A 26542-nucleotide genomic window follows, 5' to 3' on the forward strand; every position below is an offset into this window, starting at 1 on the left:
CCCGCCGTCCACCCCTCACGGCGTTGTCCACAGATGTCCCGGGGCCGTCGGCCGACGCCCCGGACGGCGGCACCGTGGCCGCATGGAACCCATGACCGGCCCACCGGCCCTGGTGCTGCGGCGCCGGGCTCTCGCCTCCGGCCTGGTCGACGACGAGATCCGCCGGCTCCGCCGGCGCGGCGAGTGGACGACGCTGCAGCGGGGCGCCTACCTGCCGGAACCGGGAGACCTGGACCGCCGGCAGCGGCATCTCCTCCGGGTGCGAGCCACCGTGGCCGGCCTGCGCACCCCAGCGGTGGTGAGTCACGCCTCGGCCGCGGTCGTACACGGCCTCCCGCTGTGGGCCGTCCCGCTCGGTCACGTGCACGTCACCCGGCAGCCGCCCGCACGCGCCGTCCGGGAGAGCCGCCTGCACTCCCACGCCGCGCGTCTCGCGGTGGACGACGCAGTGGTGGTGGACGGACTGGCGGTCACCAGCGTTCCCCGCACGGTGGTCGACCTCGCGCGCTCCCTGCCCTTCGGGCCGGCGCTCGCCGTGGCCGACGCCGCACTGCACCGCGGCCTGACGACGCCCGCCGAGCTCGCCGACGTCGTCACGGCGGCGAGCGGCAACCGGGGCAGCCGAGGGGCCCGGCGGGTGGTGGCCGCCGCGGATCGGCGCAGCGAGAGCATCGGGGAGAGCCGCAGCCGGGCGGTGATGATCGAGGCCGGGCTGCCGGTGCCCGACCTCCAGGTGGAGGTTCGCCGTTCGGACGGCGGGTTCGTCGGCCGCAGCGACTTCGGCTGGCGGCAGCAGCGGCTGCTCGGGGAGTTCGACGGCCGCGTCAAATACGGCCGGCTGCTCCGTCCCGGGCAGTCACCCGGGGATGCCGTGTTCGAGGAGAAGCGGCGGGAGGACGCCCTCCGGGACGAGCGGTGGGGCGTCGTCCGCTGGGTGTGGGCCGAGCTGGACGCCCGGCAGGTCGTCGTCGACCGGATCGACCGGGCCCTCACCCGCCAGCTCCGATGACCTGCTTCCCACGCTCTCCGGTCGCGTCCCACGGACTGGAGCACGTGGGAAGCGACCGAAGAGCGTGGGAAGCGCGGCCGGACGACCGCGGAGCGGGTCAGAGCGGGAGGTCCTCCAGCATCTCGGTGACCAGCGCCGCGATCGGCGAGCGCTCCGAGCGGGTCAGGGTCATGTGCGCGAACAGCGGGTGCCCCTTCAGCGCCTCGATCACCGCGGTCACGCCGTCGTGCCGGCCGACCCGCAGGTTGTCCCGCTGCGCCACGTCGTGGGTGAGCACCACGCGGGAGTTGGTGCCCAGTCGGGACAGCACGGTCAGCAGCACCCCGCGCTCCAGCGACTGCGCCTCGTCGACGATCACGAACGAGTCGTGCAGCGAGCGGCCGCGGATGTGCGTCAGCGGCAGCACCTCGATCAGCCCGCGGGCCAGGATCTCCTCGACGACGTCACCGGAGACCAGGGCACCCAGGGTGTCGAAGACCGCCTGCGCCCAGGGGGCCATCTTCTCGCCCTCGCTGCCGGGCAGGTAGCCCAGCTCCTGCCCGCCGACGGCGTACAGCGGCCGGAAGATGACCACCTTTCTGTGCGCCCGCCGCTCCATCACCGACTCCAGGCCCGCGCACAGCGCCAGCGCCGACTTGCCGGTGCCGGCGCGCCCGCCCATGGACACGATCCCGACCTCGGGGTCCATCAGCAGGTCCAGCGCGATCCGCTGCTCCGCCGAACGCCCGTGCAGGCCGAACGCCTCCCGGTCACCCCGCACCAGGCGCACGTGCTTGTCCGGGGTGACCCGGCCCAGCGCGGACCCGCGCGAGGAGAGCAGCACCAGGCCGGTGTGGGTCGGCAGCTCGGCGGCGGCCGGCGCGAACAGCGACCCGGTGTCGTACAGCTCGCCGATCTCCTCGTCGTCCAGGGACAGCTCGGCCATGCCCGTCCAGCCGGCGTCCACGACGCCCAGGCCGCGGTACTCCTCGGTGGCCAGGCCCACGGCGGCCGCCTTCACCCGCAGCGGCACGTCCTTGGTCACCAGGCACACGTCCCGGCCCTCGGCCCGCAGGTTGAGCGCGACGGTCATGATCCGGCTGTCGTTCGAGTCGTTGCGGAACCCGGCCGGCAGCGCCGAGGGGTCGCTGTGGTTGAGCTCGACGTGCAGCGTGCCGCCGTCCTCCCCCACCGGGACCGGGGCGTCGAGCCGGCCGTGCCGGACGCGCAGGTCGTCCAGCCGGCGCAGCGTCTGCCGGGCGAACCAGCCCAGCTCCGGGTGGTCCCGCTTGTCCTCCAGCTCCCCGATGACCACCAGCGGGAGCACCACCTCGTGCTCCTCGAAGCGCAGCAGCGCTCCGGGATCGGAGAGCAGGACGGAGGTGTCGAGGACGTACGTGCGACGGCGAGTGCTCACGAATCGACTCCCGTGGGGCGCCACCCTGCGGACAGAGCGCGCCCCGGCTCGAAGGTGACCGGGTCCCGGCGCAGGGGCCGGGACTCGGCCCCTCTGGTCGACGATCGCTGTCGCACCAACCGGGCCTCCCGTGGACGGCGAGGCGGGCTCCCCGTCCACTTCGGACGTTAGGCCCTCCTCCCGACGGAAGCGCCGCCGTGACACGCCATGGGGTGAGTCGTGCGGCGTTCGCCATCGGCTGTTCGCCTGCCCGAAACACCGCGCCCGGTCAGCCCTCGCGGCGCGGCCGGACGGCGACCGCGGCCCAGAGCACCGGCACCAGCAGCACCGGCCACTGCAGCGACAGGTCACCCAGCCACAGCAGCCCGGCCACCAGCAGCACGAACAGCCAGCCCGCCGTCCACAGCCCCAGCGTCCGCCGCTCCCCCGCGGTCGACTCCGCCGGCACGGTCAGGCGGCCGCGAGCTCGGCGGTGACCACCGCCGGCGTCAGGGGCTCGTCCAGCAGCCGGACGAAGCGGTCGGCCACGGGCTGCGCCGCCGGCCGCGCCGCCAGCCACCGCGCCAGCAGGTCGTAGCCCTCGACGTAGGTGGTGATGTAGGCCCGCCACAGCGGATCGGTGAGGAAGCGCAGCTGCTGGACCGCCCGGTCGGAGCTGACCAGCGCCCACCGCTGCAGGTGGTCGATCACCTCGCCGGCGTCCGCGCCCCGGTCGTGCAGCAGGATCGCGGCGTCCTGCCGCACCCGGTTCAGCGGTGCCGCGGCGGCCGCGACCCGCTCGGCCAGCTCACCGTCGAACCGCAGTCCCAGGTCGCCGAGCACCTCCGCAGACCAGGCCCCCCACCCCGGGCCGACCGCGGCCTCCAGACCCAGGTCGGCGAGGCCCTCGGCCATCAGGCACTCCGGGGTGTTGACCAGGAACACCGTGTGCTCCAGGTGCGCGTCGCGCTCGACCAGGCCGCGCTCCTTGCGGCAGTGCTCGGTGTGGTGCCCGGGGTAGGACTCGTGGGCGACCAGGTGCGGCAGCTGGGCCATCCGGTGGGGCAGGTCGGCGTTGATCGCCACCCGCGACCGGTAGCCGCCCTCGTAGTAGTTGAACCCCGACCAGGGCTTGTCGGTGACCACCTCGTACCGGACCGTCTCGGCCTCGGGCAGGCCGTACCGGCCGCGCACCCGGTCGCGCAGCGCGGAGGAGAGCGCGTGGACGGCGGCCTCCAGCCGCTGCGGCGGGCACTCCTCCCGCCGCCGGTGCGCCGCGTACCGCTCGGCGAGCGTGCCGCTGCCGGGCAGCAGCTCGCTGAGCGCCTCGTGCGCGGCGGCGTACTCGGCCGGGTCACCGAGGGCGACGTCGACCTGGAAGTAGGCGCGCACCTCGGCCAGGTAGCCGACCGGCTCACCGCCCATCTTCCGGGCCGAGCACTCCAGCCCGGTGAGCTGCCCGCGGAGGAACTCGGCGCGGGCGGCGGGCAGCGCCGCGGAGTCCAGCTCGGCCAGCAGGGCACGGGCCTGGTCGCGCAGGACGGCCGGGGTGGGCGCCGGCTCGTCGGCGACCTGGGCGCGCAGCCGGGGGTCGCCGGTGTGGGCGTCGACGAAGCCGGGCTCCAGCCGGTCGAAGCGCAACCCCAGTCGGACGTACTCGAGGGGGAGGTCGAGGGCGCCGGCGGTCATGCCCGGCAGTCTCTCAGCCGCTCCGGTCAGCTCCCGAAGCGGCGGTGCCGGGCGGCGTAGGCGCGCAGCGCCCGGAGCAGGTCCACGCGGCGGAACTCCGGCCAGTAGACGTCGGTGAAGTAGAACTCCGAGTGGGCCGTCTGCCACAGCAGGAAGCCCGACATCCGCTGCTCCCCGCTGGTGCGGATCACCAGGTCCGGGTCGGGCTGGCCGCGGGTGTAGAGGTGCTCGGCGATGTGCTCCACGTCCAGCACCTCGACCAGCTCGTCCAGCGTCGTCCCGCGCGCGGCGTGCTCGGCCAGCAGCGACCGGACGGCGTCGGCGATCTCCCGCCGCCCGCCGTAGCCGACCGCCAGGTTGACCGAGGCCCCCGGCCGGTCGCGGGTGTCCTCCTCGGCCTGCTTCAGCACCGCGACGGTCTCCGCCGGCAGGAGCTCCAGCGCGCCGACCGCCCGCAGGTGCCAGCGGCGGTCCGGGCCCGCCAGGTCGCAGGCGACCCCCTCGATGATCCGCAGCAGCGGGGTCAGCTCCGGCTCGGGCCGCTGCAGGTTGTCGGTCGAGAGCAGGAAGAGGGTGACCACCTCGACGCCGGCCTCGTCGCACCAGCGCAGCAGGTCGGCGATCTTGTCCGCGCCGCGCCGGTGCCCCTCGCTGACGTCCTCCAGCCCGATGGCCCTGGCCCACCGGCGGTTGCCGTCGATGATCACCCCGACGTGGCGGGGGGTGTCCGCACCGACCAGCCCGCGGGCCAGCCGGCGCTCGTACAGGGCGGTGAGCACGTTCCGGACCTTCGCTCGCACCCCCACGGGGCTCACCCTAGGACCCGTCGGCCCCGACGGCGGGACGCGCGCCCGGGCACCGGCAGCGAGGTTCCAGCGGCCCGGAGATGCCGACGGACCTACGGCTTCGTAACCTCGGCCCATGAACGCACCGCTGGACCGTCGCGAACCCGCCCGGGTGCAGACCGACGGCGCCCAGGTGGAGGGCCCGCTCGACGAGGCGCTGGACACCGTCGAACGCGAGGGCCAGGACGTCCAGGCGGTCGAGCAGGACGGCCGCTGGAGCGTCGCCGACTACGGCGACAAGGACTTCGACCACCCCGACACCCGCCCCCGGATGCGCGGCTGGCTGCACCTGTTCGCCTTCTTCGGGTCCATCGTCGCCGGCGCCGTGCTCATCCCGCTGGCGGCCGCCCAGGGCGCTCGCGCCGGCTGGCCGGTCGCGCTGTACTGCGTCACCATCCTCGGGCTGTTCGGGGTGAGCGCGCTCTACCACCGCCGCCGGTGGTCACCGCGCGGCTGGAAGCTGATGAAGCGCGCCGACCACTCGATGATCTTCGTGTTCATCGCCGGCACCTACACGCCCTTCGCGCTGCTCGCCGTCCCCGAGCCCACCGGCTGGTGGCTGCTGGGCACCGTGTGGTCCGGGGCCGCGCTCGGGGTGGCGCTGAAGGTGATCTGGCCGACCGCCCCCCGCTGGCTGGGCGTGCCGATCTACCTCGCGCTGGGCTGGGCGGCGGTGTTCGTGCTGGTCGACATCCTGCGGCTGGCCGGCGTCGCCGCGCTGGTGCTGCTGATCGCCGGGGGCCTGCTCTACAGCGCCGGCGCGATCGCCTACGCGAGCAAGCGGCCCAACCCCTGGCCGGGCACCTTCGGCTACCACGAGGTCTTCCACGCGATGACGATCGTGGCCGCCCTCTGCCACTACATCGCCATGTACTTCGTGATCTACAACAGCCCGTACACCTGAGCCGCTCAGGAGAACGGCGGGCGGGAGTCCAGTCCCAGGGAGAGCTTCCCGGCGGCGCGCCAGGCCCGGGCGACGACGTCGCGGTCGGCCTCGGTGACCAGGTTGCCCATCACCCGCAGCGCCACGGTCATCAGCACCCGTGAGCGCATCCCCACCGGTCCGGCCGCCGGGAGCAGCCGGGGCACGGTGAGCAGCCCGGCCAGCCGCCGGGCGACGGAGAACGCCTCCCCGTAGTGCCGCCGCAGCGTCGCCGGCCAGGCCTGCGACCAGTCGGCCTCGTCGAACAGCTCGACCACGCTGCGCCCGGTCTCCAGGCCGTAGTCGATGCCCTCGCCGTTGAGTGGGTTGACGCAGCCGGCGGCGTCCCCGACCAGCGCCCAGTTGCGCCCGGCCACCCCGGAGACGGCACCGCCCATCGGCAGCAGCGCGCTCGCCGGCGCCCGGACGGCGCCCTCGATCTGCCACTCCTCGCGCCGCTGGTCGGTGTAGAGCTCCAGCAGGCTGCGCAGCCGGACGTCGGCCGGGCGCTTCCCGGTGGCCAGCGTGCCGACGCCGACGTTGACCTCACCGGCCTGCGCACCCAGCGGGAACACCCAGCCGTAGCCGGACAGCAGCTCCCCCTCGGTACCGCGCAGCTCCAGGTGGGAGGAGATCCACTCGTCGTCGCTGCGGCCCGAGCGCACGTACCCCCGGGCGGCCACGCCGTAGGCGGTCTCCCGGTGCCACTCCCGGCCCAGCACCTTGCCCAGCGGCGAGCGCACCCCGTCGGCGACCACCAGCCGTCGGCAGGCGACCGTCGTCGTCGAGTCGTCGGTCCGGCGGAACACCACCGCGGCCACCCGGTCGCCGTCCCGTTCGACGCCCACCGCCCGGGCGCCGTCCACCGGGACCGCGCCGGCCTCCACGGCGACATCGCGGATCCGGGCGTCCAGCTCGGTGCGGGGCACCGCTCCGCCGTGGTCCGGCAGCGCCCCGCCGGGCCAGGGCAGCAGCAGCTCCTGGCCGAACCCGGCGGCGCGCAGGCCGCGGTTGCGGCCGCGGGCCCGCACCCAGTCGCCGAGTCCGAGGGAGTCCAGCTCGGCCATCGCGCGGGGCGTCAGCCCGTCGCCGCAGGTCTTGTCGCGCGGGAAGACGGCGGCGTCGGCGAGGACGACCTCGGCACCGGACCGCGCGGCCCAGGCGGCGGCCGCCGAGCCCGCCGGCCCGGCTCCCACCACGAGGACGTCGGTCTCGGCGGGCTCCGCGGTGGTCGGCACGCCGTTCAGTGTCCCTGGTGGCGGCGGGGACCCGGGACGAGCCCGGAATCAGGTGACCTGATCGTGCCTGCTCCTGGCTCAGCGCAGGACGTGAGCCAGGAGCACGCACGGAGAGCCAGGACGCCGGCGACTGGGCTCAGTCCACCCGCGGGCCGCGCGCGCGAACCTCCTCCACCGACGCCATCGCCGCCCGCAGCTCCGCCAGCCACTCGTCGGCGTGCTCGCCGACCAGCCGCACGGCCCACACCAGGGCCTCCGAGCGGGAGCGGGCCACGCCGGCGTCGACCAGCGTGTCCAACACCAGCCGCTCGGGCTGGCGCAGCCGGGTCATCACCGGCACGGAGACGGTGGTGAAGACCTCGCGGACGTCGCCGCAGGTGGCGCCCCAGGCCACCGAGCGGCCGTAGCGGGCCTGGGCGGAGCCGGCGATCGCCATCCGCTGCTGGCGGGTCTGCTCGCGGAAGCGGGCGATCCGCCCGGCGCGGGCCGCCGTCGGGTCGCCGTCACCGGCGTCGGGTTCGGGGACGGCGCCGACGACGGTGATCTCGTCGCGGTCGATGGTCAGCTCCACGGGCCCGGTGAACCAGTCGTCGGGGAGTCGGCCGGCGAACCAGCCGGCCACCTCGGCGCGCTCCACCGGCGGCGGGGCGTCGGCGCCGCGGCCACGGGCCCGGCCGCGTCCGGGGAAGCCCTCGGGTGGGAGACGGTGGTGGGGTGCGCGCACGGTGCCCTCCTCGAGAACGATGACGCGCATCACTGTAATCGTGTAATCAGCCCACCAGCGGGTTCATCGCTGCGCTGAGAGCAGACACCTCGACCACCGGCGCGGAGCAGACGAACCCACGGCAGACGTAGGCCGCCGGCCGACCGCCCACCACGGGCCGGCCGGACAGCAGCGGCACCCCCGGCGCGTCCTGCTCACCGGCCACCACCACGGCGCCCGGGCTGGTGGCGGCCCGCGCCGCGGCGGCCAGCGCGTCCCGCTCCGGGCCGGCCGGTCCGCTCACCGCCACCTCCAGCGGCCCGGCGAGGAGCGCCTCCCCCACCGCGGCCGCCCAGCCGGCCGCCTGCGGGGCGTGCTCCACCAGCCGGGCGAGCGTCGCCACGGCCTCCTCACCGCGGGCCCGGTGCTCGGGCGAGCCGGCCAGCGCGGCGTAGGAGACCAGCGCGCCGGCGGCCGCGGCGATGCCGGCCGGGGTGGGCCCGTCAGCGGGGTCGAACGGACGGTGCACCAGCGCCTCGGCGTCGGCCGCGGTGTCGTGCCACGCACCGTCGTCGTCGACGAACTGGTCGGCGACGACGGCGAGCAGCTCCCCCGCCCAGTCCAGCCACCGCCCCTCCGCGGTGGCCGCGTGCAACGCCAGCAGCCCCTCGGCGAGGTCGCCGTAGTCCTCCAGCACCCCGGCGTGCGCGCCGGCCACGCCGTCCCGGGAGGCGCGCCGCAGCCGCCCGTCCACCCAATGGGTGCGGTGCAGCAGCTCGGCGGCGCGGCGGGCGGCGGCCACCAGCCGGTCGTCACCGGTGAGCGCGCCGTGGTCGGCCAGCGCCGCGATCGCCAGGCCGTTCCAGGCGGTGACCACCTTGTCGTCGCGCGCCGGCTGCGGGCGGGCGGCCCGGGCCGCGGTCAGCGCGGCCCGCACCCGCGTGTACCGGGCCGGGTCGTCGGGGTCGTGCCGCAGCTGCAGCGTGGAGCTGCCGTGCTCGAAGGTGCCCCCCGGGGTCACCGAGAACAGCGCGGCGGCCCACGCGCCGTCCTCCTCGCCGAGCACCTCGGTCAGCTGGGCCGGCGTCCAGACGTAGGTCAGCCCCTCGACGCCATCGGTGTCGGCGTCCAGCGCCGAGGCGAAGCCCCCCTCTGCGGTGCCCAGGTCGCGCAGCAGGAAGGCCGCGGCCTCGTCGGCGACCCGGCGCGCCCAGTCCAGGCCGGTGGCCCGCCAGAGGTGCGAGTACACCCGCAGCAGCAGCGCGTTGTCGTAGAGCATCTTCTCGAAGTGCGGCACCACCCAGCGGTCGTCGACCGAGTAGCGGGCGAACCCGCCGGCCAGCTGGTCGTGGACGCCACCGCGGGCCATCGCCTCCGCCGTCCCGACGGCCATCCGCAGGGTCTGCTCGTCACCCCGCCGGGCGTGCGCCCGCAGCAGGAACTCCAGCAGCATCGACGGCGGGAACTTCGGCGCGCCACCAAAGCCCCCGGAGGCAGGGTCGTGCGCGTCGGCGAGGGTGGCGACGGCGTCGTCGAGGAGGTCGACCGACAGCGGGCTCGGGTCGCCGAGGTCCAGCCGCCCGGAGATGCCGGCGACGATCTCCCCGCCCGCCTGCTCGAGCTGGTCGCGCCGCGTGGCCCACGCCTCGCTGACCGCCGAGAGCACCTGCCGGAAGGCCGGCAGCTGCGGGTGCGGCCGGGGCGGGAAGTAGGTGCCGCAGTGGAACGGGGCGCCGTCCGGGGTGGTGAAGACGGTCATCGGCCACCCGCCGGACCCGGTGAGCGCCTGCGTGGCGGCCATGTAGACGCTGTCGACGTCCGGCCGCTCCTCCCGGTCGACCTTCACGCAGACGAAACCGGCGTTCATCTGCGCCGCGGTCGCCGGGTCCTCGAACGACTCGTGGGCCATGACGTGGCACCAGTGGCAGGCCGCATAGCCGACCGAGACGAGCACCGGGACGCCGCGTTCGCGCGCCTCGGCGAACGCCTCGGGCCCCCACTCGCGCCAGTCGACGGGGTTCTCGGCGTGCTGGAGCAGGTACGGCGAGGTGGCGGAGGCCAGTCGGTTCGGCACCCCGTCGTCCTACCCGCTCCGCTCCCGCCACGCGCACGTGCCCGGACATGACGATCCGGTGTCGCGCGGTTGGTGCGCCGCCGTACGGCGCACCCCACAGGGACCGACGGAGGAGGTCGACGATGACACGCACCCGGGTCCGCGGCGCACTGGTGGCGGCCGCGACGACGCTGGCCGTGCTGGGCGCCCCGCTGTCCGCATCCGCGGCTCCGGAGCCCTGGTGCGGGCTGTACTGGGGGTCGCTGCCCGAGGCCACGGCCGGCCCGGAGAGCGCCGCTGGACAGGTGACCGACGTCCGGGCGGGCCGGCACCCCTGCTTCGACCGGCTGGTCGTCGACCTGCAGGAGGGGGGTGCGGCCGGCTACGACGTGCGCTACGTCGACCAGGTCGGCGCCCAGGGCTCCGGCGCGCCGGTGCCGGTCGAAGGGGGCGCCGTCCTGCAGGTCGTCGTCCGGGCGCCGGCCTACGACGGGTCCCGCGGCGCGACCTACCTCCCCGACGACCCGGCCCGGGTCGTCGATATCCGGGGTGCACGCACGCTGGAGCAGGTCGCCTGGGCGGGCTCCTTCGAGGGCCAGACGTCACTGGCCGTCGGCACCCGCGCCCGCCTGCCCTTCCGGGTCTTCGTGCTCGACGGCGCCCCGGGGTCACCCGACGGCGCCCGGCTGGTCGTGGACGTCGCCCACCACTGGTGAGGCGCCCCTCGAGCACCGGGGTCACGGCGGCGGGCCGGGGCCGGGCCCCCGGGGCACCCCCCCGTCCGGGTCACCCCCGGTCGCGGTCCCGAGGGGGCTCGATCGCCCGCGGCGCGCGTCGCAGGGTGTCCAGCAGCTCCTCCCCGGGCGCCTGTGCCGGCCGCTCGTCGACGAGCCCGGCGGGGCTGTCGGGCACCTGGTCGGCCGGGTCGAAGCTGTTCGGCAGACGCTTGAGGTGCGTGGTCATCGACCGGACGAGGAGCAGGATCGCGATCAGCAGGACGACGATCAGCAGCAGGCCCAGCGGGCCGGACTTGCCGACGTCCTCCGGCAGCTGCTGCTGCTGGACGGCGAGGACCACGAGTGCCCCGGTCACGCCGCACGCTCCGAGGTGCGCACGCCGGCGAAGAGGTCGTCCTCGGGCAGCGGGGAGTCAACCAGCGAGCGGGCCAGTTCGTAGTCCTCGGTGGGCCAGGTGTCGGTCTGCACGTCCAGGGGGACGGAGAACCAGCGCCCGGTCGGGTCGATCTGCGTGGCGTGGGCGATCAGCGCGGCGTCCCGGACGGGGAAGTACTCCGCGCACGGCACCCGGGTGGTGACCCGGTGGGACATGTCCCGGCTCTCGTCCCAGGTCTCGAGCCACTCCGTGTACGGCGACTCCGCGCCGGTGGCGAGCATCGCCTCGTGCAGTGCCTTGTACCGGGGCAGCGTGAAGCTCATGTGGTAGTAGAGCTTGCTCGGCTGCCACGGCTCGCCCAGCTCGGGGTAGCGGTCCGGGTCGCCGGCGGCCTCGAAGGCGTGCACCGAGATCTCGTGGGTCTTGATGTGGTCGGGGTGCGGGTACCCGCCGCGCTCGTCGTAGGTGGTGATCACCTGCGGCTTGAACCGGCGGATCAACGCCACCAGCGGGGCGGCGGCCTCCTCGATGGGAACCAGCGCGAAGCACCCCTCCGGCAGCGGCGGCAGCGGGTCGCCCTCGGGCAGGCCGGAGTCGACGAAGCCGAGGAACTCCTGCTCGACCCCGAGGATCTCCCGGGCCCGGGCCATCTCCTCCATCCGGAGCTCGGTCATCCGCTCCCACACCTCGGGGCGGTCCATCGCGGGGTTGAGGACCGAGCCGCGCTCCCCCCCGGTGCAGGTGGCCACCATGACGCGGACACCCTCGGCGACGTACTTGGCCATGGTCGCGGCGCCCTTGCTCGACTCGTCGTCGGGATGGGCGTGCACCGCGAGGAGGCGCAGCTGATCCGGTTCGCTCACGCCGACCATCATCCCCCGTCGGCGCGCGTCGTCACGCGCCCCCTCGACGTCAGGACCGTGCGTGCGGTCACGTTCCGGTGTTACGTTGCTCGGATTGACCGCACGGTGGCCCCTTGACCGGGGGTCGCATGACGAGCACCGGGAGTCATCCTTGTCCACCCCGACCGACGAGCAGGACCAGGGCGTCTGGCTGACGCAGGAGGCCCACGACCGGCTGCGCGCCGAGCTCGATGAGCTGGTGGCGAACCGTCCGGCCATGGCCAAGGAGATCAACGACCGCCGCGAGGAGGGCGACCTCAAGGAGAACGGCGGTTACCACGCGGCCCGCGAGGAGCAGGGCAAGCAGGAGGGCCGGATCCGCCAGCTCACCGACCTGCTGCGCAAGGCCCGGGTCGGCGAGCCGCCCACGACGGTCACGAAGGCCGCGGTCGGCACCGTGATCACCATCGCCTTCGACGGCGACGAGGACGACACCGAGAAGTTCCTGCTGGGCTCGCGCGAGATCGCCGGAACGACGGAGCTGACCGTCTACTCCCCCGAGTCCGCGCTCGGCTCGGCCATCGTGGGCGCAGAGCCCGGGGCGACGGTCACCTACACCGCACCCAACGGCAAGGACATCTCCGTGAAGGTCCTGGCCGTCGAGCCGTTCGTCCCCTGATCCGGCGGTGACCAGCACGGTGGACGACGGTCGCGCGCGGTCACGACGGGCGGAGAACACCTCGTTCGTCTGCGTGCACTGCTCGACCCCGGTGCCGGCCAACTCCGACGGGCACTACCGCAACCACTGCCCGTGGTGCCTGTGGTCGCTGCACGTCGACGACAAGCCCGGCGACCGCGCGAGCGAGTGCCGGGCGCCGATGGAGCCGGTCGGCCTGGTGGAGAAGTCCGGGAAGGGCTGGCAGGTGGTGCACCGCTGCACGGCGTGCGGCCACCGCCAGCCCAACCGGCTGGTCCGTGACGGCGCGGCCCCCGACGACCTGGACCTGGTGCTGTCGCTCCCCTGGTTGTAGTTCTACGGGCGACGACGGAGTCGTCGGTGGACCGGGCGCGGAGGCCGGAGGCCTCCCGCCCGGAACACGGGGACACGCCCGTCGCCGCCGGCACCGGAGCGTGGCCGCGGTGCGATCCGGAGGATCACGAGGTGCTGAGCCGCGGCATGATCCGGAGGATCACGATGCGCTCAGCCCGCGGCGGCGGAGCAGCGGGCCGGTGTCGGCGTCCCGGCCGCGGACGGCGCGGAAGGCGCCCAGCGGGTCGACGGAGCCGCCGCGGGAGAGCAGCCGGTCACGGAAGACGTCGCCGTTCTCCCGGCGCAGGCCGCCGTTCTCCTTGAACCACTCCACGGTGTCGGCGTCGAGCACCTCCGACCAGATGTAGGAGTAGTAGCCGGCCGAGTAGCCGCCGGCGAAGACGTGCTGGAAGTACGTCGTCCGGTAGCGCGGCGGCACCAGGTCGGAGGCCACCCCGGCCTCGGCCAGCGCCCGGGCCTCGAACGTCTGCGGGTCGCTGACGTCGGTGTCCGGGGTGATCCGGTGCCAGGCCTGGTCGAGCAGGGTGGCGGCCAGGTACTCCAGCGTCGCGAACCCCTCGCCCCACAGCGCCGCGGCCTCGAGCGCGTCGACGACCTCCTGGCCCAGCGGCTCACCGGTCTCGACGTGCCGGGCGTAGTGCGCCAGCACCTCGGGCCACAGCGCCCACATCTCGTTGACCTGGCTGGGGTACTCCACGAAGTCCCGCGGCACGCTGGTGCCGGAGAACCGCGGGTAGGTGACGTCGGAGAACAGGCCGTGCAGCGCGTGGCCGAACTCGTGGAAGAGCGTGTTCACCTCGTCCAGCGTGAGGAGGGTGGGCTCGCCGGGCGCGGGCTTGGTGACGTTGAGGTTGTTGAACACCACCGGGCTCGTGCCCAGCAGCCGGGACTGGGTGACGAAGGCGCTCATCCAGGCGCCGCCGCGCTTGCCCTCGCGGGCGTGGAAGTCGCCCAGGTACAGGCCGACCGGCTGCCCGTCGGCGCCGAAGACCTCCCACACCCGGACGTCGGGGTGGTGGCCGACCAGGTCCGGGCGCGGGGAGAACGTGTAGCCGTACACCAGCTCGGCGGCCCGGAAGACCCCGTCGACGAGCACTCGGTCGAGCTCGAACCACGGCCGCAGCGCGGCGCTGTCGACGGCGTAGCGCTCGGCCCGCACCCGCTCGGAGTAGTAGGCCCAGTCCCAGGCGGCGAGCTCGATCCCGTCGGCGGCGGCGAGCTCGGCCAGCACCGCGGCCTCGGCCTGCGCGTTGGCCACGGCGGGGGCGACCAGCTCACCGAGCAGGGCGTCGACCGCTGCGGAGGTCTGCGCGGTCTGGTCCGCGGCGACCAGGTCGGCGTGGGTGTCGAAGCCCAGCAGCCCGGCGCGCACGGCGCGCAGGTGGGCCATCTCCGCGGCGATCGGGCCGTTGTCGTGCTCCCCGGCCGAGGCGCGGGTCACCGACGCCTCGTGCAGCCGGCGGCGCAGCCCGCGGTCGCGCAGCTTCGCCATCGCGGGCTGGCCGCTGGGCAGCACCAGGGTGAGCAGGTAGCCGCCCTCGTGGCCCCGCTCGGCGGCTGCACCGGCCGCGGCCTGCACCTCCGCGGGGCTCAACCCGTCCAGCTCGGCCTGGTCGGTGACCAGCACCGCCGCGGCCTCGGTGGCCACCACCAGGTTCTGCCCGAACGTCGTCGACAGCTCCGACAGCCGCTGGTTGAGCTCGCGCAGCTGGTCGCGGCCGGCGTCGTCGAGGGCGGCGCCGGAGAGCACGAAGTCGAGGTGGTACCGCTCGACCAGCCGCAGCGCCTCGGCGTCGAGGCCCGCCTCGCGACGGCGGGCGTGCACGGCGTCCACCCGGGCGAACAGCGCCGGGTCGAGCCGGAGCGCGTCGGCGTGCGCCGCGGCGAGCGGGGCGATCTCCCGCTCCACCTCACGGACCCGGTCGGAGGAGACGGCCGAGGTCAGGTTGGAGAAGACCCGCTCGGCGCGGTCGAGCAGCTGACCGGACCGCTCCAACGCCACGACGGTGTTGTCGAAGGTGGGCTCGGCCGGGTCGGCGGCGATCGCCGCGACCTCCGCCCGCTGCTCGGCCATCCCGGCCAGCAGCGCCTCCCGCACCTGGTCGACGGTCAGGTCGGCGAACGGCGGCAGCTGGTAGGGCAGCGGGGACGGCGCCGCCAGCGGGTGCGACTCGGGCAGGGGTGCGGAAGCCGGCGAGGTGGCCGGGTCAACGGTGTTCATCACCGACCATCCTCGCCCTGCCCGCCGCGACCCCGCCCTCCGGCCCCGCCGCGGGCCCCGGCCTCTCTGCAGGGGCCCGCCGCGAGCTCGCGAACCGTGGGGGCAGCGAGGCCATCTTTCAGCGGGTGGAGGTGCGCAGGTACTGCCGCACGGCCAGCGGGACGAAGACCGCCAGCAGCACGACCATCCAGATGACCGTGTAGAGCACGGGGTGCTGCAGCGACCAGGCGTCGGTGGCCGGGAAGCCCGGGACGGAGTTGCCGAACAGCTCGCGGGAGGCCTGCACCACCGCGGACACCGGGTTCCACTCGGCGATGGGGCGGAGCACCGAGGGGAAGGCCTCCAGCGGCACGAAGGTGATCGCCACGAACGTCGCCGGGAAGATCACGATGAAGCTGGCGTTGTTGACGACCTCGGGGGTGCGGACCAGCAGCCCGACCAGCGCCATCACCCAGCTGACCGCGAAGGCGAACAGCAGGAGCACCAGGAAGCCGGCGATCGCCTCACCCACCGAGGTGTTGATCCGCCAGCCGACCACGAGGCCGGTCAGCGCCATCACCGCGATCGAGATGGCGTTCAGCCCCAGGTCGGCAACGGTGCGGCCGATCAGCACCGCCGAGCGGGACATCGGCAGCGAGCGGAACCGGTCGATCAGCCCCTTCTGCAGGTCCTCGGCGATGCTCGCCCCGGTGACCGTGGCGCCGAAGACCACGGTCTGGGCGAAGATCCCGGGCAGCAGGAACTCCGCGTAGCTGATCTGCGAGGGCAGGCTGCCCCCGATCGCGCCGCCGAAGACGTAGCGGAACAGCAGCACGAACATGATCGGCGACAGCGTCGCGAAGACGATCAGGTCGGGCACCCGCTTGACCTTGATCAGGTTGCGCTTGGTGATCGTCCAGCTGTCGGAGGCGGTCGCGGCCAGGGCGCTCATCGGGTTGCTCCTCCGCTGCGGGCCAGCGAGCGGTCGCCGTCGGCCTCGGTCGGGTCGGCGGGCTGCGCGTCGTCCTCGGCGGCGTGCCCGGTCAGGGTCAGGAAGACGTCGTCCAGGTCAGGGCGGCGCAGGCCGACGTCGAGCACCCGGACGGCGGCACCGTCGAGCCGGCGCAGCGCCTCGGCGAGGGTGCCGGTGCCGCCGGTGACCGGCACGGTGAGCCGGCGGGTCTGCACGTCGCGGTGCAGCTCGCCGGCGGCCAGCGGGGTGAGGCAGTCGACGGCGGTGCCCAGCTGCTCGGCCGAGGCGACGGTGAGCTCCAGCCGCTCCCCGCCCACCTGCGCCTTCAGCTCGTCGGCCGTGCCGCGGGCGATCACCTGCCCCCGGTCGATGACCACCATCCGGTCGGCCAGCCGGTCGGCCTCCTCCAGGTACTGCGTGGTCAGCAGGATCGTGGTGCCCTCGCCGACCAGGTCGCCGATGAACTCCCACATGCCCAGCCGGCTGCGCGGGTCGAGGCCGGTGGTGGGCTCGTCGAGGAAGAGCACCTTCGGCCGGGCGATCAGCGAGGCCGCGATGTCCAGCCGGCGGCGCATGCCCCCGGAGTAGGTCTTCGCCGGGCGGTTCGCCGCGTCGGTCAGGTCGAATCGCTCCAGCAGCTGGCCGGCGCGCGACCGGGCCTCCCGGCCGCCGAGCCGGTAGAGCCGGCCCACCATCTCCAGGTTCTCCCGCCCGGTGAGGTACTCGTCGACCGCGGCGTACTGACCGGTCAGGCCGATGGTGGCGCGCGCCTGGTCGGCCTGGGTCGCGACGTCGAGCCCGGCCACCTCCGCGCGGCCGCCGTCGGGGCGCAGCAGCGTGCTCAGCACCCGGACGACGGTGGTCTTGCCGGCCCCGTTGGGGCCGAGCAGCCCGAGGACGGTGCCCTCGGACACGGTGAGGTCGACCCCACCGAGCGCAGTGTGCTCGCCGAACCGCTTGACGAGCCCCTCGACCACGATGGCGTTGCTCATGCCCGCGACCGTAGGGCGGGCGTACGACAGATCCGATCGGTTTTCGCTCCGGGCTCAGCGGCGTGCACGGTGGTCCCTCCGGACGACGGCGGTCCGTGACGGACCGCGTCGGCGGCCCACCGGTCGGACCGGCGCCGTCCGCGGAACTCATCGGTGCCCGACGAGCCCTGGGGTGGTCAGTCGGTGCGCGGGGAGTACCCGGCCGCGGCGAGCGCGGCGAGCACCTCGGTGGCGTGGTCGGGGCCCCGGGTCTCCAGGTGCACCGCCACCTCCACCTCGCCCAGGTCCAGCCGCGCCGTCGTCCGCTCGTGCTCCACCGACAGCACGTTGGCCGCCAGCCCCGCCAGCTCGTGCAGCAGGGCGGCCAGCGACCCCGGCCGGTCGGGCACCTGCACCCGCAGCGAGAGGTACCGGCCGGCGGCGGCCATGCCGTGCTGGACCACCTTCATCATCAGCACCGGGTCGATGTTCCCGCCGGAGACCACCGCGACCACGGGCGCGGCGAACGCCCCCGGGTCGGCCAGCAGGGCGGCGACGGCCGCCACCCCCGCCGGCTCGACGACGAGCTTGGCCCGCTCCAGGCAGAACAGCAGCGCCCGGGACAGGTCGCCCTCGGTGACCGTGCGCACCTCGTCGACCAGGCCGGCGACGTGCGCCAGGGTGAGGTCGCCGGGTGCGCCGACGGCGATGCCGTCGGCCATCGTGCTCATCGAGGTCAGCGGCACCGGCGCCCCGGCCGCCAGCGAGGCGGGGAACGCGGCGGCGCCGGCGGCCTGGACGGCGACCACCCGGACGTCGGGGCGGCGGGCCTTCACCGCGGCGGCGATGCCGGAGACCAGCCCGCCCCCGCCGGTGCAGACCACCACGGTGGCCACGTCCGGGCACTGGTCGAGCAGCTCGAGCCCGACGGTGCCCTGCCCGGCGATCACGTCGGGGTGGTCGAAGGGGTGGATGAAGACCTTGCCGGTCTCCTCGGCGTGGACGAGCGCGGCGGCGATCGCGTCGGTCAGCGTGGCGCCGCCCAGCCGGGCGTCGGCCCCGTAGCCGCGGGTGGCGGCGACCTTGGGCAGCGGCGCGGACACCGGCATGAACACCGTCGCCGTCGTGCCCAGCTCGCGGGCGGCCAGCGCGACGCCCTGGGCGTGGTTGCCGGCGCTGGCGGCGACCACCCCGCGGGCCCGCTCGGCCTCGCTCAGCCGGGAGATCCGCGTGTAGGCGCCGCGCATCTTGAACGAGCCGGTGCGCTGCAGGTTCTCGCACTTCAGCCACACGGGACCGCCGACCCGCTCGGCCAGCGCGCGGGAGTGCTCCAGCGGCGTGCGCCGGACCACGCCGTCCAGCAGCCGGGCGGCCGCCTCGACGTCGGCTCCGCTGACCAGGGGCACTGCACCGGGGACCGCCACGGCGACGATCCTCGCAGCCGGCAGCGGCCGGGACGGGGAACCACCCGGCTGTCGCATCCCCGTCGTACCGTGGTCGAGGTGACGGACGCCGCACCGCTGGGGACCGCTGAGGTCCCGACTCCCCCCGCTCCCACGACGCTCGGCGAGCTCCGCGCTCGCGGGGCCACCGCCAAGCCGGTCAAGGCCGAGCTCCGCGACAACCTGCTGGCCCGGCTGGGCGCCGGGCAGCCCTCCCTCCCCGGCATCGTCGGGTTCGAGGACACCGTCGTCCCCGAGGTCGAGCGGGCGCTGATCGCCGGGCACGACCTGGTGCTCCTCGGTGAGCGCGGCCAGGGCAAGACCCGGCTGATCCGCACCCTGGTCGGCCTGCTCGACGAGTGGACACCCGTGCTGGTCGGCAGCGAGCTCAACGAGCACCCGCTGGCCCCGATCAGCGTGTGGGGTCACCGGCAGGTCGCCGAGCACGGCGACGAGACACCGGTCGGCTGGCTGCACCGCAGCGAGCGGTTCGGCGAGAAGCTGGCCACCCCCGACACCAGCGTCGGCGACCTGATCGGCGACGTCGACCCGATCAAGGTGGCCGAGGGCCGCACGCTGGGCGACCCGGAGACGGTGCACTACGGCCTGGTGCCGCGCACCAACCGCGGCATCTTCAGCGTCAACGAGCTGCCCGACCTGGCCGAGCGGATCCAGGTCGCGCTGCTCAACGTGCTGGAGGAGCGCGACATCCAGATCCGCGGCTACCGGGTGCGGCTGCCGCTGGACCTGCTGCTGGTGGCCAGCGCGAACCCGGAGGACTACACCAACCGCGGCCGGATCATCACCCCGCTCAAGGACCGGTTCGGCGCCGAGGTGCGCACCCACTACCCGATCGAGCTCGCCGACGAGGTGCGGCTGCTGCACCAGGAGGCGCAGACCAGCTGGCTGGGCGGGGATGCCCTGGGCGCCCCGGTCGTGCCCGAGCACCTGGTGGAGATCGTCGCCCGGTTCACCCGGCTGGTCCGCGAGTCCAGCCACGTCGACCAGCGGTCCGGGGTGAGCGCCCGGTTCGCCATCGCCGGGCTGGAGACCGTCGCCGCCTCCGCCGTCCGCCGGGCCGCGGTGGCCGGGGAGACCCGCCCGGTGGCCCGGGTGGTCGACCTGCCCAGCATCGTCCCGGCCAGCCGGGGCAAGGTCGAGTTCGCCGACGCCGGCAGCGACCCCGACGACGAGCGCGACCTGGAGGTGCTCGAGCACCTGCTGCGCCAGGCCACCGCGCAGACGTTCCGGGCCCGCTGCGGCGGACTGGACCTCACCGGCCTGCAGGAGCACTTCACCGGCGGGGACACCGTCGAGTCCGGTGACCTGGTGCCGGCGGCCGCCCTGCTCGGCCAGCTGGGCACCGTGCCGAACCTGGCGCAGCTGCTGGGCCGGCTCGGGGTGCCGGAGGGCGAGGAGTCGGCCGAGCAGGCGGCGGCCGCGGTCGAGTTCGCCCTCGAGGGGCTCTACCTGACCCGCCGGCTGGCCAAGGACACCGACGGCGGCCGCACCGTGTACGGGGCCTGACCGTGGCCGGCCGCCGCCCGAGGGGCTACCGGTACGGCCAGTGGCGCGGCGGGCCCGACCCGCTCGCACCGCCCTACGACGTCGCCTCGGCCGTCGACGAGATCGGCGACCAGGTGCTGGCCGGCAGCGGCGTCCGCGAGGCGCTGCGCGACCTGCTGCGCCGGGGCGCCGACGGGCGCCGTGGGCTGGACGCGCTGCGCCGCAACGTCCGGGACCGGCTGCGCCAGGCGCGGCAGGCCGGGCGGATGGACGGCACGCTGGAGCAGGTCCGCGAGCTGCTGGACGCCGCGGTCGAGGCCGAGCGGCGCGCGCTGTTCCCCGACCCGGACGACGCCGCCCGGCTGGCCGAGGCCGAGCTGGACGCCCTCCCGCCGGACACCGCCGGGGCCGTCCGCGCGCTCAAGGACCACGCCTGGCGCTCGCCGGAGGCCGCGCAGGCCTACCAGCAGATCGAGGACCTGCTCCGCCAGGAGGTGCTGGACAGCTCCTTCGCCGGGATGAAGCAGGCCCTGCAGGCGATGGCCGACGGCGACGGCGCCGCCATGCAGGCCGTCAAGGACATGGTCGCCGACCTCTCCGCGCTGGTCGACGCGCACAACCGGGGCGAGGACACCGACCAGCGGTTCGCCGACTTCATGGACCGGCACGGCCAGTTCTTCCCCGACGACCCGCAGTCGGTGGAGGAGCTGATCGACTCCCTCGCCCGCCGCGCCGCCGCCCAGGAGCGGATGATGGCCGGCCTCTCCCCCGAGCAGCGCGCCGAGCTGCAGGACCTGATGAGCCAGGCGATGGGCGACCTCGGCCTGCAGAGCGAGATGGCCCACCTCAACGACGCGCTGCGTCAGGCCCGGCCCGACCTGCCGTGGGGGCAGCGCGGTCCGGTGCCCGACGGCGAGCAGGGGCTGGGCCTGGGCGACGCGACCACGGCGGTCGCCGAGCTGGCCGACCTGGAGGCGCTCTCCCAGCAGCTGTCCCAGGGTTACGCCGGCGCCTCACTGGCCGACGTCGACGAGGAACTGCTGGAGCAGGCGCTGGGCCGCTCGGCCGTCGACGACCTGCAGGCGTTGCGGCAGCTGGAACGCGAGCTCGAGCGGCAGGGGTACCTCAACCGCAGCGAGGGCCGGCTGGAGCTCTCGCCCAAGGCGGTGCGCCGGCTGGGGGCCACCGCGTTGCGCCGGGTGTTCGCCCAGCTCTCGGCGACCGGGCGCGGCGAGCACGACGTCGCCGACGCGGGTGCGGCCGGGGAGCTGACCGGCGGCTCGCGGGAGTGGCGGTTCGGCGACGAGCAGCCGCTGGACGTCGTCCGCACCGTGCGCAACGCCGTGCTGCGCAGCGCCGGCACGCCCCGGGGCGCGGGCGACCGCCGGGTGCAGATCGCCGTCGAGGACTTCGAGGTGGTCGAGACCGAGCGGCGCACCGGTGCCGCGGTGGCCCTGCTGGTCGACCTCTCCTACTCGATGGCGCTGCGCGGCACCTGGGGCGCGGCCAAGTCGACGGCGATGGCGCTGCACTCCCTGGTCACCACACAGTTCCCGCAGGACGCGATCGAGATCATCGGCTTCTCCTCCACCGCCCAGGTGCTCCGCCCGGAGACCCTGGCCGAGCTGTCGGTGGACACCCTGCAGGGCACCAACCTGCAGCACGGCCTGATGCTGGCCCGGCGCTTCCTGGCCCGGCACCGGGACGCCGAGCCAGTGGTCCTGGTGGTCACCGACGGGGAGCCGACCGCTCACCTCGAGGACGACGGCACGCCGTACTTCTGCTGGCCGCCGATGCCGGAGACGATCGCCCGCACCGTCGCCGAGGTGGAGCGGGTGGCCCGCTCGGGGGCGACGCTGAACGTCTTCGCCCTCGACCCCGAGCCGGGGCTGGTCGAGTTCGTGCACGACATCACCGCGCGGGCCGGGGGCCGGGTCTTCTCTCCCGACACCGAGCGGCTCGGCGAGTACGTGGTCGCAGATTATCTGCGCGCCCGGAGGGGGCGGCGATCCCGGTGAGCTGAAGGACCCCACTGCCCCCCCCACGCCTCGCAGGCTCGGCGCGGGCCCCTGCAGCGGGGCCGACGGCCGGGGCCCGGCCCGAGCTCGCGAGGGTCGGGGAGGAGCAGGTCCTGCCACTGCGGGCTCGCCGGGGACGCCGTGGTCGGTGACGGCGGGTGACTGGGTGATCTCACCACCACCCCTCCCCCGTACCTGTGTCGGTGCGGCAGGACCGTGTCGGGCCGGGTCGCCCCGAGCGGCGCGGCGAACCGGACCGCGGACCCGGGCCGCGTGGGGGAAACTGTTGCCGTGACCACCGAGACGACAACGGGGACGATCACCATCGAGCAGGTGGAGGCGGCCGCCACCTACCCGCTGCGCGCCCAGGAGCTCCGCCAGGGCCGGCCGGTGGAGATCGACGAGGACGACGCCCCGTACACGATCCACCTGGCGGCACGGATCGACGGCGGCGAGATCGTCGGCGTGGTCCGCTTCCACCCCCGGGACTGCCCGTGGCGCGAGGGCGAGGGCTCCTGGCAGCTGCGCGGCATGGCCACCGACCCCCGGGTGCGCGGGCTCGGTGCGGGCCGGGCGCTGGTCGCCGACGGGCTGGTGCAGGTCGCCGCCCGCGGCGGCGACCTGGTCTGGTGCGACGCCCGCGCGGCCGCCGTGGGCTTCTACGAGCGGATCGGCTTCACCACGGTCACCGACGAGTACGACCTGCGGCCGGTCGGCCCGCACCGCGGCATGCTCATCGAGCTGCCGATCCGCTGATCGGCGTGCTCCGCGAGCGGGGTCAGCGGACCGGGTGCGCCCCGCTGGAGCTGATCCCCGGGATCGACCCGGCGCGGAAGGCGTCGACGAACAGCCGGTGGTCCTCCTGGGTGCGTCGCGCGTACCCGTGGGCGAACTCGACCATGTCGGCGACGAACTCCGCCCGCCGCCCGCCGATCAGCGCGGTGATCGCCTCCTCGGTCTGGAACGGCACGAGGGTGTGGTCGCTGTCGGCGTCGCCGACGCAGTGCAGCTTCGCCGTCGCCCGGCCCAGCTGGTCGAGCACCGGGGCGATCTCCTCGGGCTCGGTCAGTTCGTCCCACTCCAGGTCGGTCTCGTAGGCCGACAGCTCCTGGACGACGAAGCCCACCCCGCCGATCTCGGTGTGCCCCAGGAACTGTGAGGCGTTGGCCTGCAGCGCCCGCTGGCTGACCGCGGTGCGGTGGCCGTGGTGCTCGAAGTAGCCGCTGACCTCGGGGTCGTGGACCACCCGGCTGGGCGCGGCCACGTTGCCCTGCTTGATCGAGAGGACGACGTCGTTCTCCAGCGCCTCGTCGTAGCCCTCGATCAGCACGTTGTAGGCGGGCAGACCGGCGCTGCCGATCCCGAACCCCCCGGTGCCGACGAGGTCCTTCACCTCGTAGGCCACGTCGCGCCGGCGGTGCGGCGGGTGCACCGTCTGCTGCCACCGGTCCAGGGCGCGCAGCACCTCGGCGCGCTCGTCGTCCTCGAGCCGGCGGTTGCGCGGCAGGTCGGCGAAGCGGCGCTCGTACCCCTCGACCACGGTCAGCCGGTCGAGCAGCTCGATCCGGGTGCGCGTCGTCGCCCGCAGGATCACCTCGCGCACCGCCCCGCGGGTGTTGTGCCGGGTCAGGGCGAAGAGCCGGTCGTTGTCGGAGCGGGTGAACGCCTCGACCTGGTCCAGCCAGCTGCCGAGGTACCCGGCCAGCAGCTCGCCGATGACGTCGTCGGCGAGGGCCTTGCGCCAGGACAGCAGGGCGAAGCTGGCCGCGAACCGGCGCAGGTCCCAGCTGACGTGCCCGAGGTAGGCCTCGTCGAAGTCGTTGACGTCGAACACGATTCGGCCGGATCCGTCCATGTAGGTGCCGAAGTTCTCTGCGTGCAGGTCACCCTGGATCCACACCCGCGACGTCCGCTCGTCACACCAGCGGTCCTCCAGCGTCGCCATGTCCGCGTAGAACAGGCAGGCCGAGCCGCGGTAGAAGGCGAAGGGGTCGGCCGCCATCTTCCGGAACTTGGTCCGGAAGGCGTCCGCGTCGGCCGCCATGAGCGGCGCGAAGGCGTCGACCAGGACGTCGACGATCTGCTGCTGCCTGGTCTGGTCAGCTGGGGTGAGGTCAGCTCGGGCGGCCACGGATGCACCGTAAGGGGTGGTTAGCCTGCTGATCAGTGCTCCGGTGCACGACGCGACCGCGGAGCGGGACGAGAGGACGGGCCAGGTGACGCGAGCGAGCAGGGCGCGACGGCTGGCGACCGGCGCGGCCTACGGCGGCGGGGGCATCGGGCTCGCCGGCGCCGGCCTGGTCACGCTGCTGCGCCAGGAGGCCCGCTCCGCCCGCAAGAGGGTCGTCGCCCGGACGGCGAAGGCCGACCCGCCCACCGGCAACGGCGTCTACGGCCGCGGCCGCGGCAAGCCGCTGGTGTTCACCGTCCTCGGCGACTCCAGCGCGGTCGGCCTCGGCGTGCACCGCGCCGCGGAGACCCCCGGAGTGCTGATCGCCGCAGCCCTGGCCGAGCTCGCCGAGCGGCCGGTGCGGCTGGCGCGGGTCGCCGTCTCCGGCGCCGTCTCCCGGAACCTCGCCGCGCAGGTCGAGCAGGCGCTCACCGCGAAGCCCGACGTCGCGCTGATCATGATCGGCGCCAACGACGTCACCAGCCGGACCAAGCCCGCCGTCTCGGTGCGGCACCTGGCCGAGGCGGTGCGGGCCCTGGTGGGCGCCGGCTGCCAGGTCGTCGTCGCCACCTGCCCGGACCTGGGCACCATCCGGCCGATCGCGCAGCCGCTGCGCCTGCTCGCCCGGCGCTGGAGCCGGCAGCTGGCCGCAGCGCAGACGATCGCCGTCGTCGCCGAGGGCGGCCGCACCGTATCCCTCGGTTCGGTCCTCGGCCCCTCGTTCGCCAGCGACCGGACGCTGTTCAGCATCGACGAGTTCCACCCGTCGGCCGCCGGGTACGCCGCCGCGGCCTCGGTGATCCTGCCCTCGGTCGCCGACGCGGTCGGCGTCTGGCCGGCCGCGGCCGACCGGGGCCTGCGCCTGCGCCGGGACAGCGTCCGGCCGATCGCCCAGGCCGCTGCCCGGGCCGCGGGACGCCCTGGCACCGAGGTCCAGCCGACCGAGGTGCGCGGCGAGGAGCGCGGGCCGTGGGCGCGGCTGCGCCGCCGGCGCCCACCGGAGATGCCCACCTCGGCGCAGGCCGACGAGGCCCGCGAGGCGGTCGGCTCCTGACCACCGGTCCGGGTTCACCGCGTCCTACTCGGGAGTAGGTTCGGGGGCGACCCGACGTCCGTCGCCGCCCGTGGTGGCGATCCTCAGTGTGGAGGACCCATGCCCGAAGCCGTCATCGTCGCCGCCACCCGGTCCCCGATCGGCCGCGCCTTCAAGGGGTCGCTGAAGGACCTGCGCCCGGACGACCTGACCGCGACCATCGTCCGCGCCGCCCTGGACCAGGTGCCGCAGCTGGACCCGACCGACATCGACGACCTGATGCTCGGCTGCGGCCTGCCCGGCGGTGAGCAGGGCTTCAACATGGGCCGCATCGTCGCGGTCCTGATGGGCATGGACCACCTGCCCGGGACGACGGTCACCCGGTACTGCTCGTCCTCGCTGCAGACCACCCGGATGGCGCTGCACGCGATCCGGGCCGGGGAGGGCGACGTGTTCGTCTCCGCCGGGGTCGAGATGGTCTCCCGCTTCGTCAAGGGCAGCTCCGACGCCATCCCGGACACCGAGAACCCGGTGTTCGCCGACGCCAAGGCCCGGGTCGCGAAGACCGCCGAGAGCGGCGCGGAGTCCTGGCACGACCCTCGCGAGGACGGCGAGCTGCCCGACGCCTACATCGCGATGGGGCAGACCGCGGAGAACCTGGCGCTGCTCAAGGACGTCTCCCGGCAGGAGATGGACGAGTTCGCCGTCCGCAGCCAGAACCTCGCCGAGCAAGCGATCGCCGACGGCTTCTGGGCCCGGGAGATCACCCCGGTGACGCTGCCCGACGGCACGGTGGTCTCCGCCGACGACGGGCCCCGTGCCGGCACCACCCTGGAGGGCATCAGCTCCCTGAAGCCGGTGTTCCGCCCCGACGGCCGGGTCACCGCCGGCAACGCCTGCCCGCTCAACGACGGCGCCGCCGCCCTGGTCGTCATGAGCGACCGCAAGGCACAGGACCTCGGCATCACCCCGCTGGCCCGGATCGTCTCCACCGGCGTCACCGGCCTCTCGCCGGAGATCATGGGCTACGGCCCGGTGGAGGCCACGCAGCAGGCGCTGGCGCGGGCGGGCATGTCGATCTCGGACATGGACCTGGTGGAGATCAACGAGGCGTTCGCCGCGCAGGTCATCCCGAGCTACCGGGACCTGGGCATCGACATCGACCGGCTGAACGTGCACGGCGGGGCGATCGCCGTCGGCCACCCGTTCGGCATGACCGGCGCCCGGATCACCACCACGCTGCTCAACGGGCTGCGTGCCCGCGACGGCCAGTTCGGGCTGGAGACGATGTGCGTCGGCGGCGGCCAGGGCATGGCGATGGTGGTCGAGCGCCTCAGCTGACACAGGTGCGCTTGTTCGCGGGAAACCGCACCCGGTTTCCCGCGACCA

At 74.6% G+C, this 26542-nt stretch carries 24 protein-coding genes; 10 read left to right on the top strand and 14 right to left on the bottom strand.

Going from position 1 to position 26542, the window contains the following annotated elements; translation table 11 throughout:
- Nucleotides 1-82 precede the first annotated feature (82 nt).
- Entirely contained in the window at nt 83-1009 is a 927-nt protein-coding gene (locus tag ACI79Y_RS06165; protein ID WP_457157624.1) for a type IV toxin-antitoxin system AbiEi family antitoxin domain-containing protein, read from the top strand.
- A gap of 97 nt (nt 1010-1106) precedes the next feature.
- On the opposite strand, the gene ACI79Y_RS06170 is transcribed toward ACI79Y_RS06165, so the two are convergent.
- The 4 genes from ACI79Y_RS06170 to ACI79Y_RS06185 form a co-directional block, all read right to left on the bottom strand.
- Nucleotides 1107-2405: a PhoH family protein gene (locus ACI79Y_RS06170; RefSeq protein ID WP_457157625.1), complete on the bottom strand. Its 1299-nt coding sequence runs from the start codon at nt 2403-2405 to the stop codon at nt 1107-1109.
- A gap of 268 nt (nt 2406-2673) precedes the next feature.
- Complete coding sequence (locus tag ACI79Y_RS06175) at nt 2674-2853, bottom strand: hypothetical protein (protein WP_457157626.1); 180 nt, start codon at nt 2851-2853, stop codon at nt 2674-2676.
- A 2-nt stretch (nt 2854-2855) separates the two neighbouring features.
- Complete coding sequence (locus tag ACI79Y_RS06180) at nt 2856-4073, bottom strand: DUF885 domain-containing protein (protein ID WP_457157627.1); 1218 nt, start codon at nt 4071-4073, stop codon at nt 2856-2858.
- A 26-nt stretch (nt 4074-4099) separates the two neighbouring features.
- The gene (locus ACI79Y_RS06185; protein ID WP_457084764.1) at nt 4100-4879 is read right to left on the bottom strand and encodes an isoprenyl transferase; all 780 of its coding nucleotides are present in this window, start codon (nt 4877-4879) and stop codon (nt 4100-4102) included.
- A gap of 115 nt (nt 4880-4994) precedes the next feature.
- Here ACI79Y_RS06185 and trhA point away from each other — a divergent pair, with 115 nt between their 5' ends.
- Nucleotides 4995-5822, top strand: coding sequence for a PAQR family membrane homeostasis protein TrhA (gene trhA, locus ACI79Y_RS06190; RefSeq protein WP_457157628.1), 828 nt, complete (start codon nt 4995-4997; stop codon nt 5820-5822).
- A 5-nt stretch (nt 5823-5827) separates the two neighbouring features.
- On the opposite strand, the gene ACI79Y_RS06195 is transcribed toward trhA, so the two are convergent.
- The 3 genes from ACI79Y_RS06195 to ACI79Y_RS06205 form a co-directional block, all read right to left on the bottom strand.
- A complete protein-coding gene (locus ACI79Y_RS06195; protein ID WP_457157629.1) occupies nt 5828-7078 on the bottom strand; it encodes a geranylgeranyl reductase family protein in 1251 nt (416 codons plus the stop codon).
- Between the two features lie 136 nt (nt 7079-7214).
- Nucleotides 7215-7832: a hypothetical protein gene (locus tag ACI79Y_RS06200; RefSeq protein ID WP_457157630.1), complete on the bottom strand. Its 618-nt coding sequence runs from the start codon at nt 7830-7832 to the stop codon at nt 7215-7217.
- A 16-nt stretch (nt 7833-7848) separates the two neighbouring features.
- Nucleotides 7849-9855, bottom strand: a complete 2007-nt coding sequence (locus ACI79Y_RS06205) for a thioredoxin domain-containing protein (RefSeq protein WP_457157631.1) — start codon at nt 9853-9855, stop codon at nt 7849-7851.
- A 122-nt stretch (nt 9856-9977) separates the two neighbouring features.
- Between ACI79Y_RS06205 and ACI79Y_RS06210 the strand changes: the two genes are divergently transcribed.
- Nucleotides 9978-10550, top strand: a complete 573-nt coding sequence (locus ACI79Y_RS06210) for an AMIN-like domain-containing (lipo)protein (protein WP_457157632.1) — start codon at nt 9978-9980, stop codon at nt 10548-10550.
- A 70-nt stretch (nt 10551-10620) separates the two neighbouring features.
- Here ACI79Y_RS06210 and ACI79Y_RS06215 read toward each other — a convergent pair whose 3' ends face one another.
- Together ACI79Y_RS06215 and mca are read right to left on the bottom strand one after the other, a co-directional pair.
- On the bottom strand, nt 10621-10926 hold the full coding sequence (locus ACI79Y_RS06215; protein ID WP_457157633.1) for a hypothetical protein: 306 nt from the start codon (nt 10924-10926) through the stop codon (nt 10621-10623).
- Complete coding sequence (mca, locus tag ACI79Y_RS06220) at nt 10923-11810, bottom strand: mycothiol conjugate amidase Mca (RefSeq protein ID WP_457157634.1); 888 nt, start codon at nt 11808-11810, stop codon at nt 10923-10925. Before mca ends, ACI79Y_RS06215 begins: the two co-directional genes overlap by 4 nt.
- A gap of 151 nt (nt 11811-11961) precedes the next feature.
- Between mca and greA the strand changes: the two genes are divergently transcribed.
- The gene (greA, locus tag ACI79Y_RS06225; protein WP_457084756.1) at nt 11962-12468 is read left to right on the top strand and encodes a transcription elongation factor GreA; all 507 of its coding nucleotides are present in this window, start codon (nt 11962-11964) and stop codon (nt 12466-12468) included.
- A gap of 7 nt (nt 12469-12475) precedes the next feature.
- On the top strand, nt 12476-12820 hold the full coding sequence (locus tag ACI79Y_RS06230) for an RNHCP domain-containing protein (protein WP_457141093.1): 345 nt from the start codon (nt 12476-12478) through the stop codon (nt 12818-12820).
- Between the two features lie 159 nt (nt 12821-12979).
- Here ACI79Y_RS06230 and ACI79Y_RS06235 read toward each other — a convergent pair whose 3' ends face one another.
- From ACI79Y_RS06235 to ilvA, 4 genes are all read right to left on the bottom strand, one after another.
- Entirely contained in the window at nt 12980-15061 is a 2082-nt protein-coding gene (locus tag ACI79Y_RS06235; RefSeq protein ID WP_457157635.1) for a M3 family metallopeptidase, read from the bottom strand.
- 118 nt (nt 15062-15179) lie between these two features.
- Nucleotides 15180-15992, bottom strand: coding sequence for an ABC transporter permease (locus ACI79Y_RS06240; RefSeq protein ID WP_457157636.1), 813 nt, complete (start codon nt 15990-15992; stop codon nt 15180-15182).
- Nucleotides 15989-17005: an ATP-binding cassette domain-containing protein gene (locus ACI79Y_RS06245; protein ID WP_457157637.1), complete on the bottom strand. Its 1017-nt coding sequence runs from the start codon at nt 17003-17005 to the stop codon at nt 15989-15991. The genes ACI79Y_RS06240 and ACI79Y_RS06245 overlap by 4 nt, the downstream gene beginning before the upstream one ends.
- A gap of 176 nt (nt 17006-17181) precedes the next feature.
- Nucleotides 17182-18408 carry a threonine ammonia-lyase gene (gene ilvA / locus ACI79Y_RS06250; RefSeq protein ID WP_457157638.1) on the bottom strand — a complete coding sequence of 409 codons (1227 nt, stop codon included), beginning with the start codon at nt 18406-18408 and terminating at the stop codon, nt 17182-17184.
- A 78-nt stretch (nt 18409-18486) separates the two neighbouring features.
- Here ilvA and ACI79Y_RS06255 point away from each other — a divergent pair, with 78 nt between their 5' ends.
- The 3 genes from ACI79Y_RS06255 to ACI79Y_RS06265 all read left to right on the top strand — a co-directional run bounded on the left by ACI79Y_RS06255 (nt 18487) and on the right by ACI79Y_RS06265 (nt 22706).
- Complete coding sequence (locus ACI79Y_RS06255; RefSeq protein ID WP_457157639.1) at nt 18487-19953, top strand: sigma 54-interacting transcriptional regulator; 1467 nt, start codon at nt 18487-18489, stop codon at nt 19951-19953.
- A gap of 2 nt (nt 19954-19955) precedes the next feature.
- A complete protein-coding gene (locus tag ACI79Y_RS06260) occupies nt 19956-21950 on the top strand; it encodes a VWA domain-containing protein (protein ID WP_457157640.1) in 1995 nt (664 codons plus the stop codon).
- A gap of 291 nt (nt 21951-22241) precedes the next feature.
- On the top strand, nt 22242-22706 hold the full coding sequence (locus ACI79Y_RS06265; RefSeq protein WP_457157641.1) for a GNAT family N-acetyltransferase: 465 nt from the start codon (nt 22242-22244) through the stop codon (nt 22704-22706).
- Nucleotides 22707-22728: 22 nt separating this feature from the next.
- Here the strand turns inward: ACI79Y_RS06265 and ACI79Y_RS06270 are convergent, their stop codons facing one another.
- Nucleotides 22729-24081: a DUF2252 domain-containing protein gene (locus ACI79Y_RS06270; RefSeq protein WP_457157642.1), complete on the bottom strand. Its 1353-nt coding sequence runs from the start codon at nt 24079-24081 to the stop codon at nt 22729-22731.
- A gap of 85 nt (nt 24082-24166) precedes the next feature.
- On the opposite strand from ACI79Y_RS06270, the gene ACI79Y_RS06275 reads away from it, so the two are divergent.
- Nucleotides 24167-25174 (top strand): SGNH/GDSL hydrolase family protein, encoded by a 1008-nt coding sequence (locus tag ACI79Y_RS06275; protein ID WP_457157643.1) that lies wholly within the window; start codon nt 24167-24169, stop codon nt 25172-25174.
- A gap of 99 nt (nt 25175-25273) precedes the next feature.
- The gene (locus ACI79Y_RS06280) at nt 25274-26494 is read left to right on the top strand and encodes an acetyl-CoA C-acetyltransferase (RefSeq protein ID WP_457157644.1); all 1221 of its coding nucleotides are present in this window, start codon (nt 25274-25276) and stop codon (nt 26492-26494) included.
- Nucleotides 26495-26542: the final 48 nt, after the last annotated feature.

This window comes from Modestobacter sp. SYSU DS0875 (genome assembly GCF_054050915.1).

Bases quoted from the DNA above. Each gene is read 5' to 3' on its own strand.
- ACI79Y_RS06165 (WP_457157624.1), top strand. From the start codon at position 83: ATGGAACCCATGACCGGCCCACCGGCCCTGGTGCTGCGGCGCCGGGCT.
- ACI79Y_RS06180 (WP_457157627.1), bottom strand. From the start codon at position 4,073: ATGACCGCCGGCGCCCTCGACCTCCCCCTCGAGTACGTCCGACTGGGG.
- trhA (WP_457157628.1), top strand. From the start codon at position 4,995: ATGAACGCACCGCTGGACCGTCGCGAACCCGCCCGGGTGCAGACCGAC.
- ACI79Y_RS06200 (WP_457157630.1), bottom strand. From the start codon at position 7,832: ATGCGCGTCATCGTTCTCGAGGAGGGCACCGTGCGCGCACCCCACCAC.
- ACI79Y_RS06210 (WP_457157632.1), top strand. From the start codon at position 9,978: ATGACACGCACCCGGGTCCGCGGCGCACTGGTGGCGGCCGCGACGACG.
- ACI79Y_RS06235 (WP_457157635.1), bottom strand. From the start codon at position 15,061: ATGAACACCGTTGACCCGGCCACCTCGCCGGCTTCCGCACCCCTGCCC.
- ACI79Y_RS06240 (WP_457157636.1), bottom strand. From the start codon at position 15,992: ATGAGCGCCCTGGCCGCGACCGCCTCCGACAGCTGGACGATCACCAAG.
- ACI79Y_RS06245 (WP_457157637.1), bottom strand. From the start codon at position 17,005: ATGAGCAACGCCATCGTGGTCGAGGGGCTCGTCAAGCGGTTCGGCGAG.
- ACI79Y_RS06280 (WP_457157644.1), top strand. From the start codon at position 25,274: ATGCCCGAAGCCGTCATCGTCGCCGCCACCCGGTCCCCGATCGGCCGC.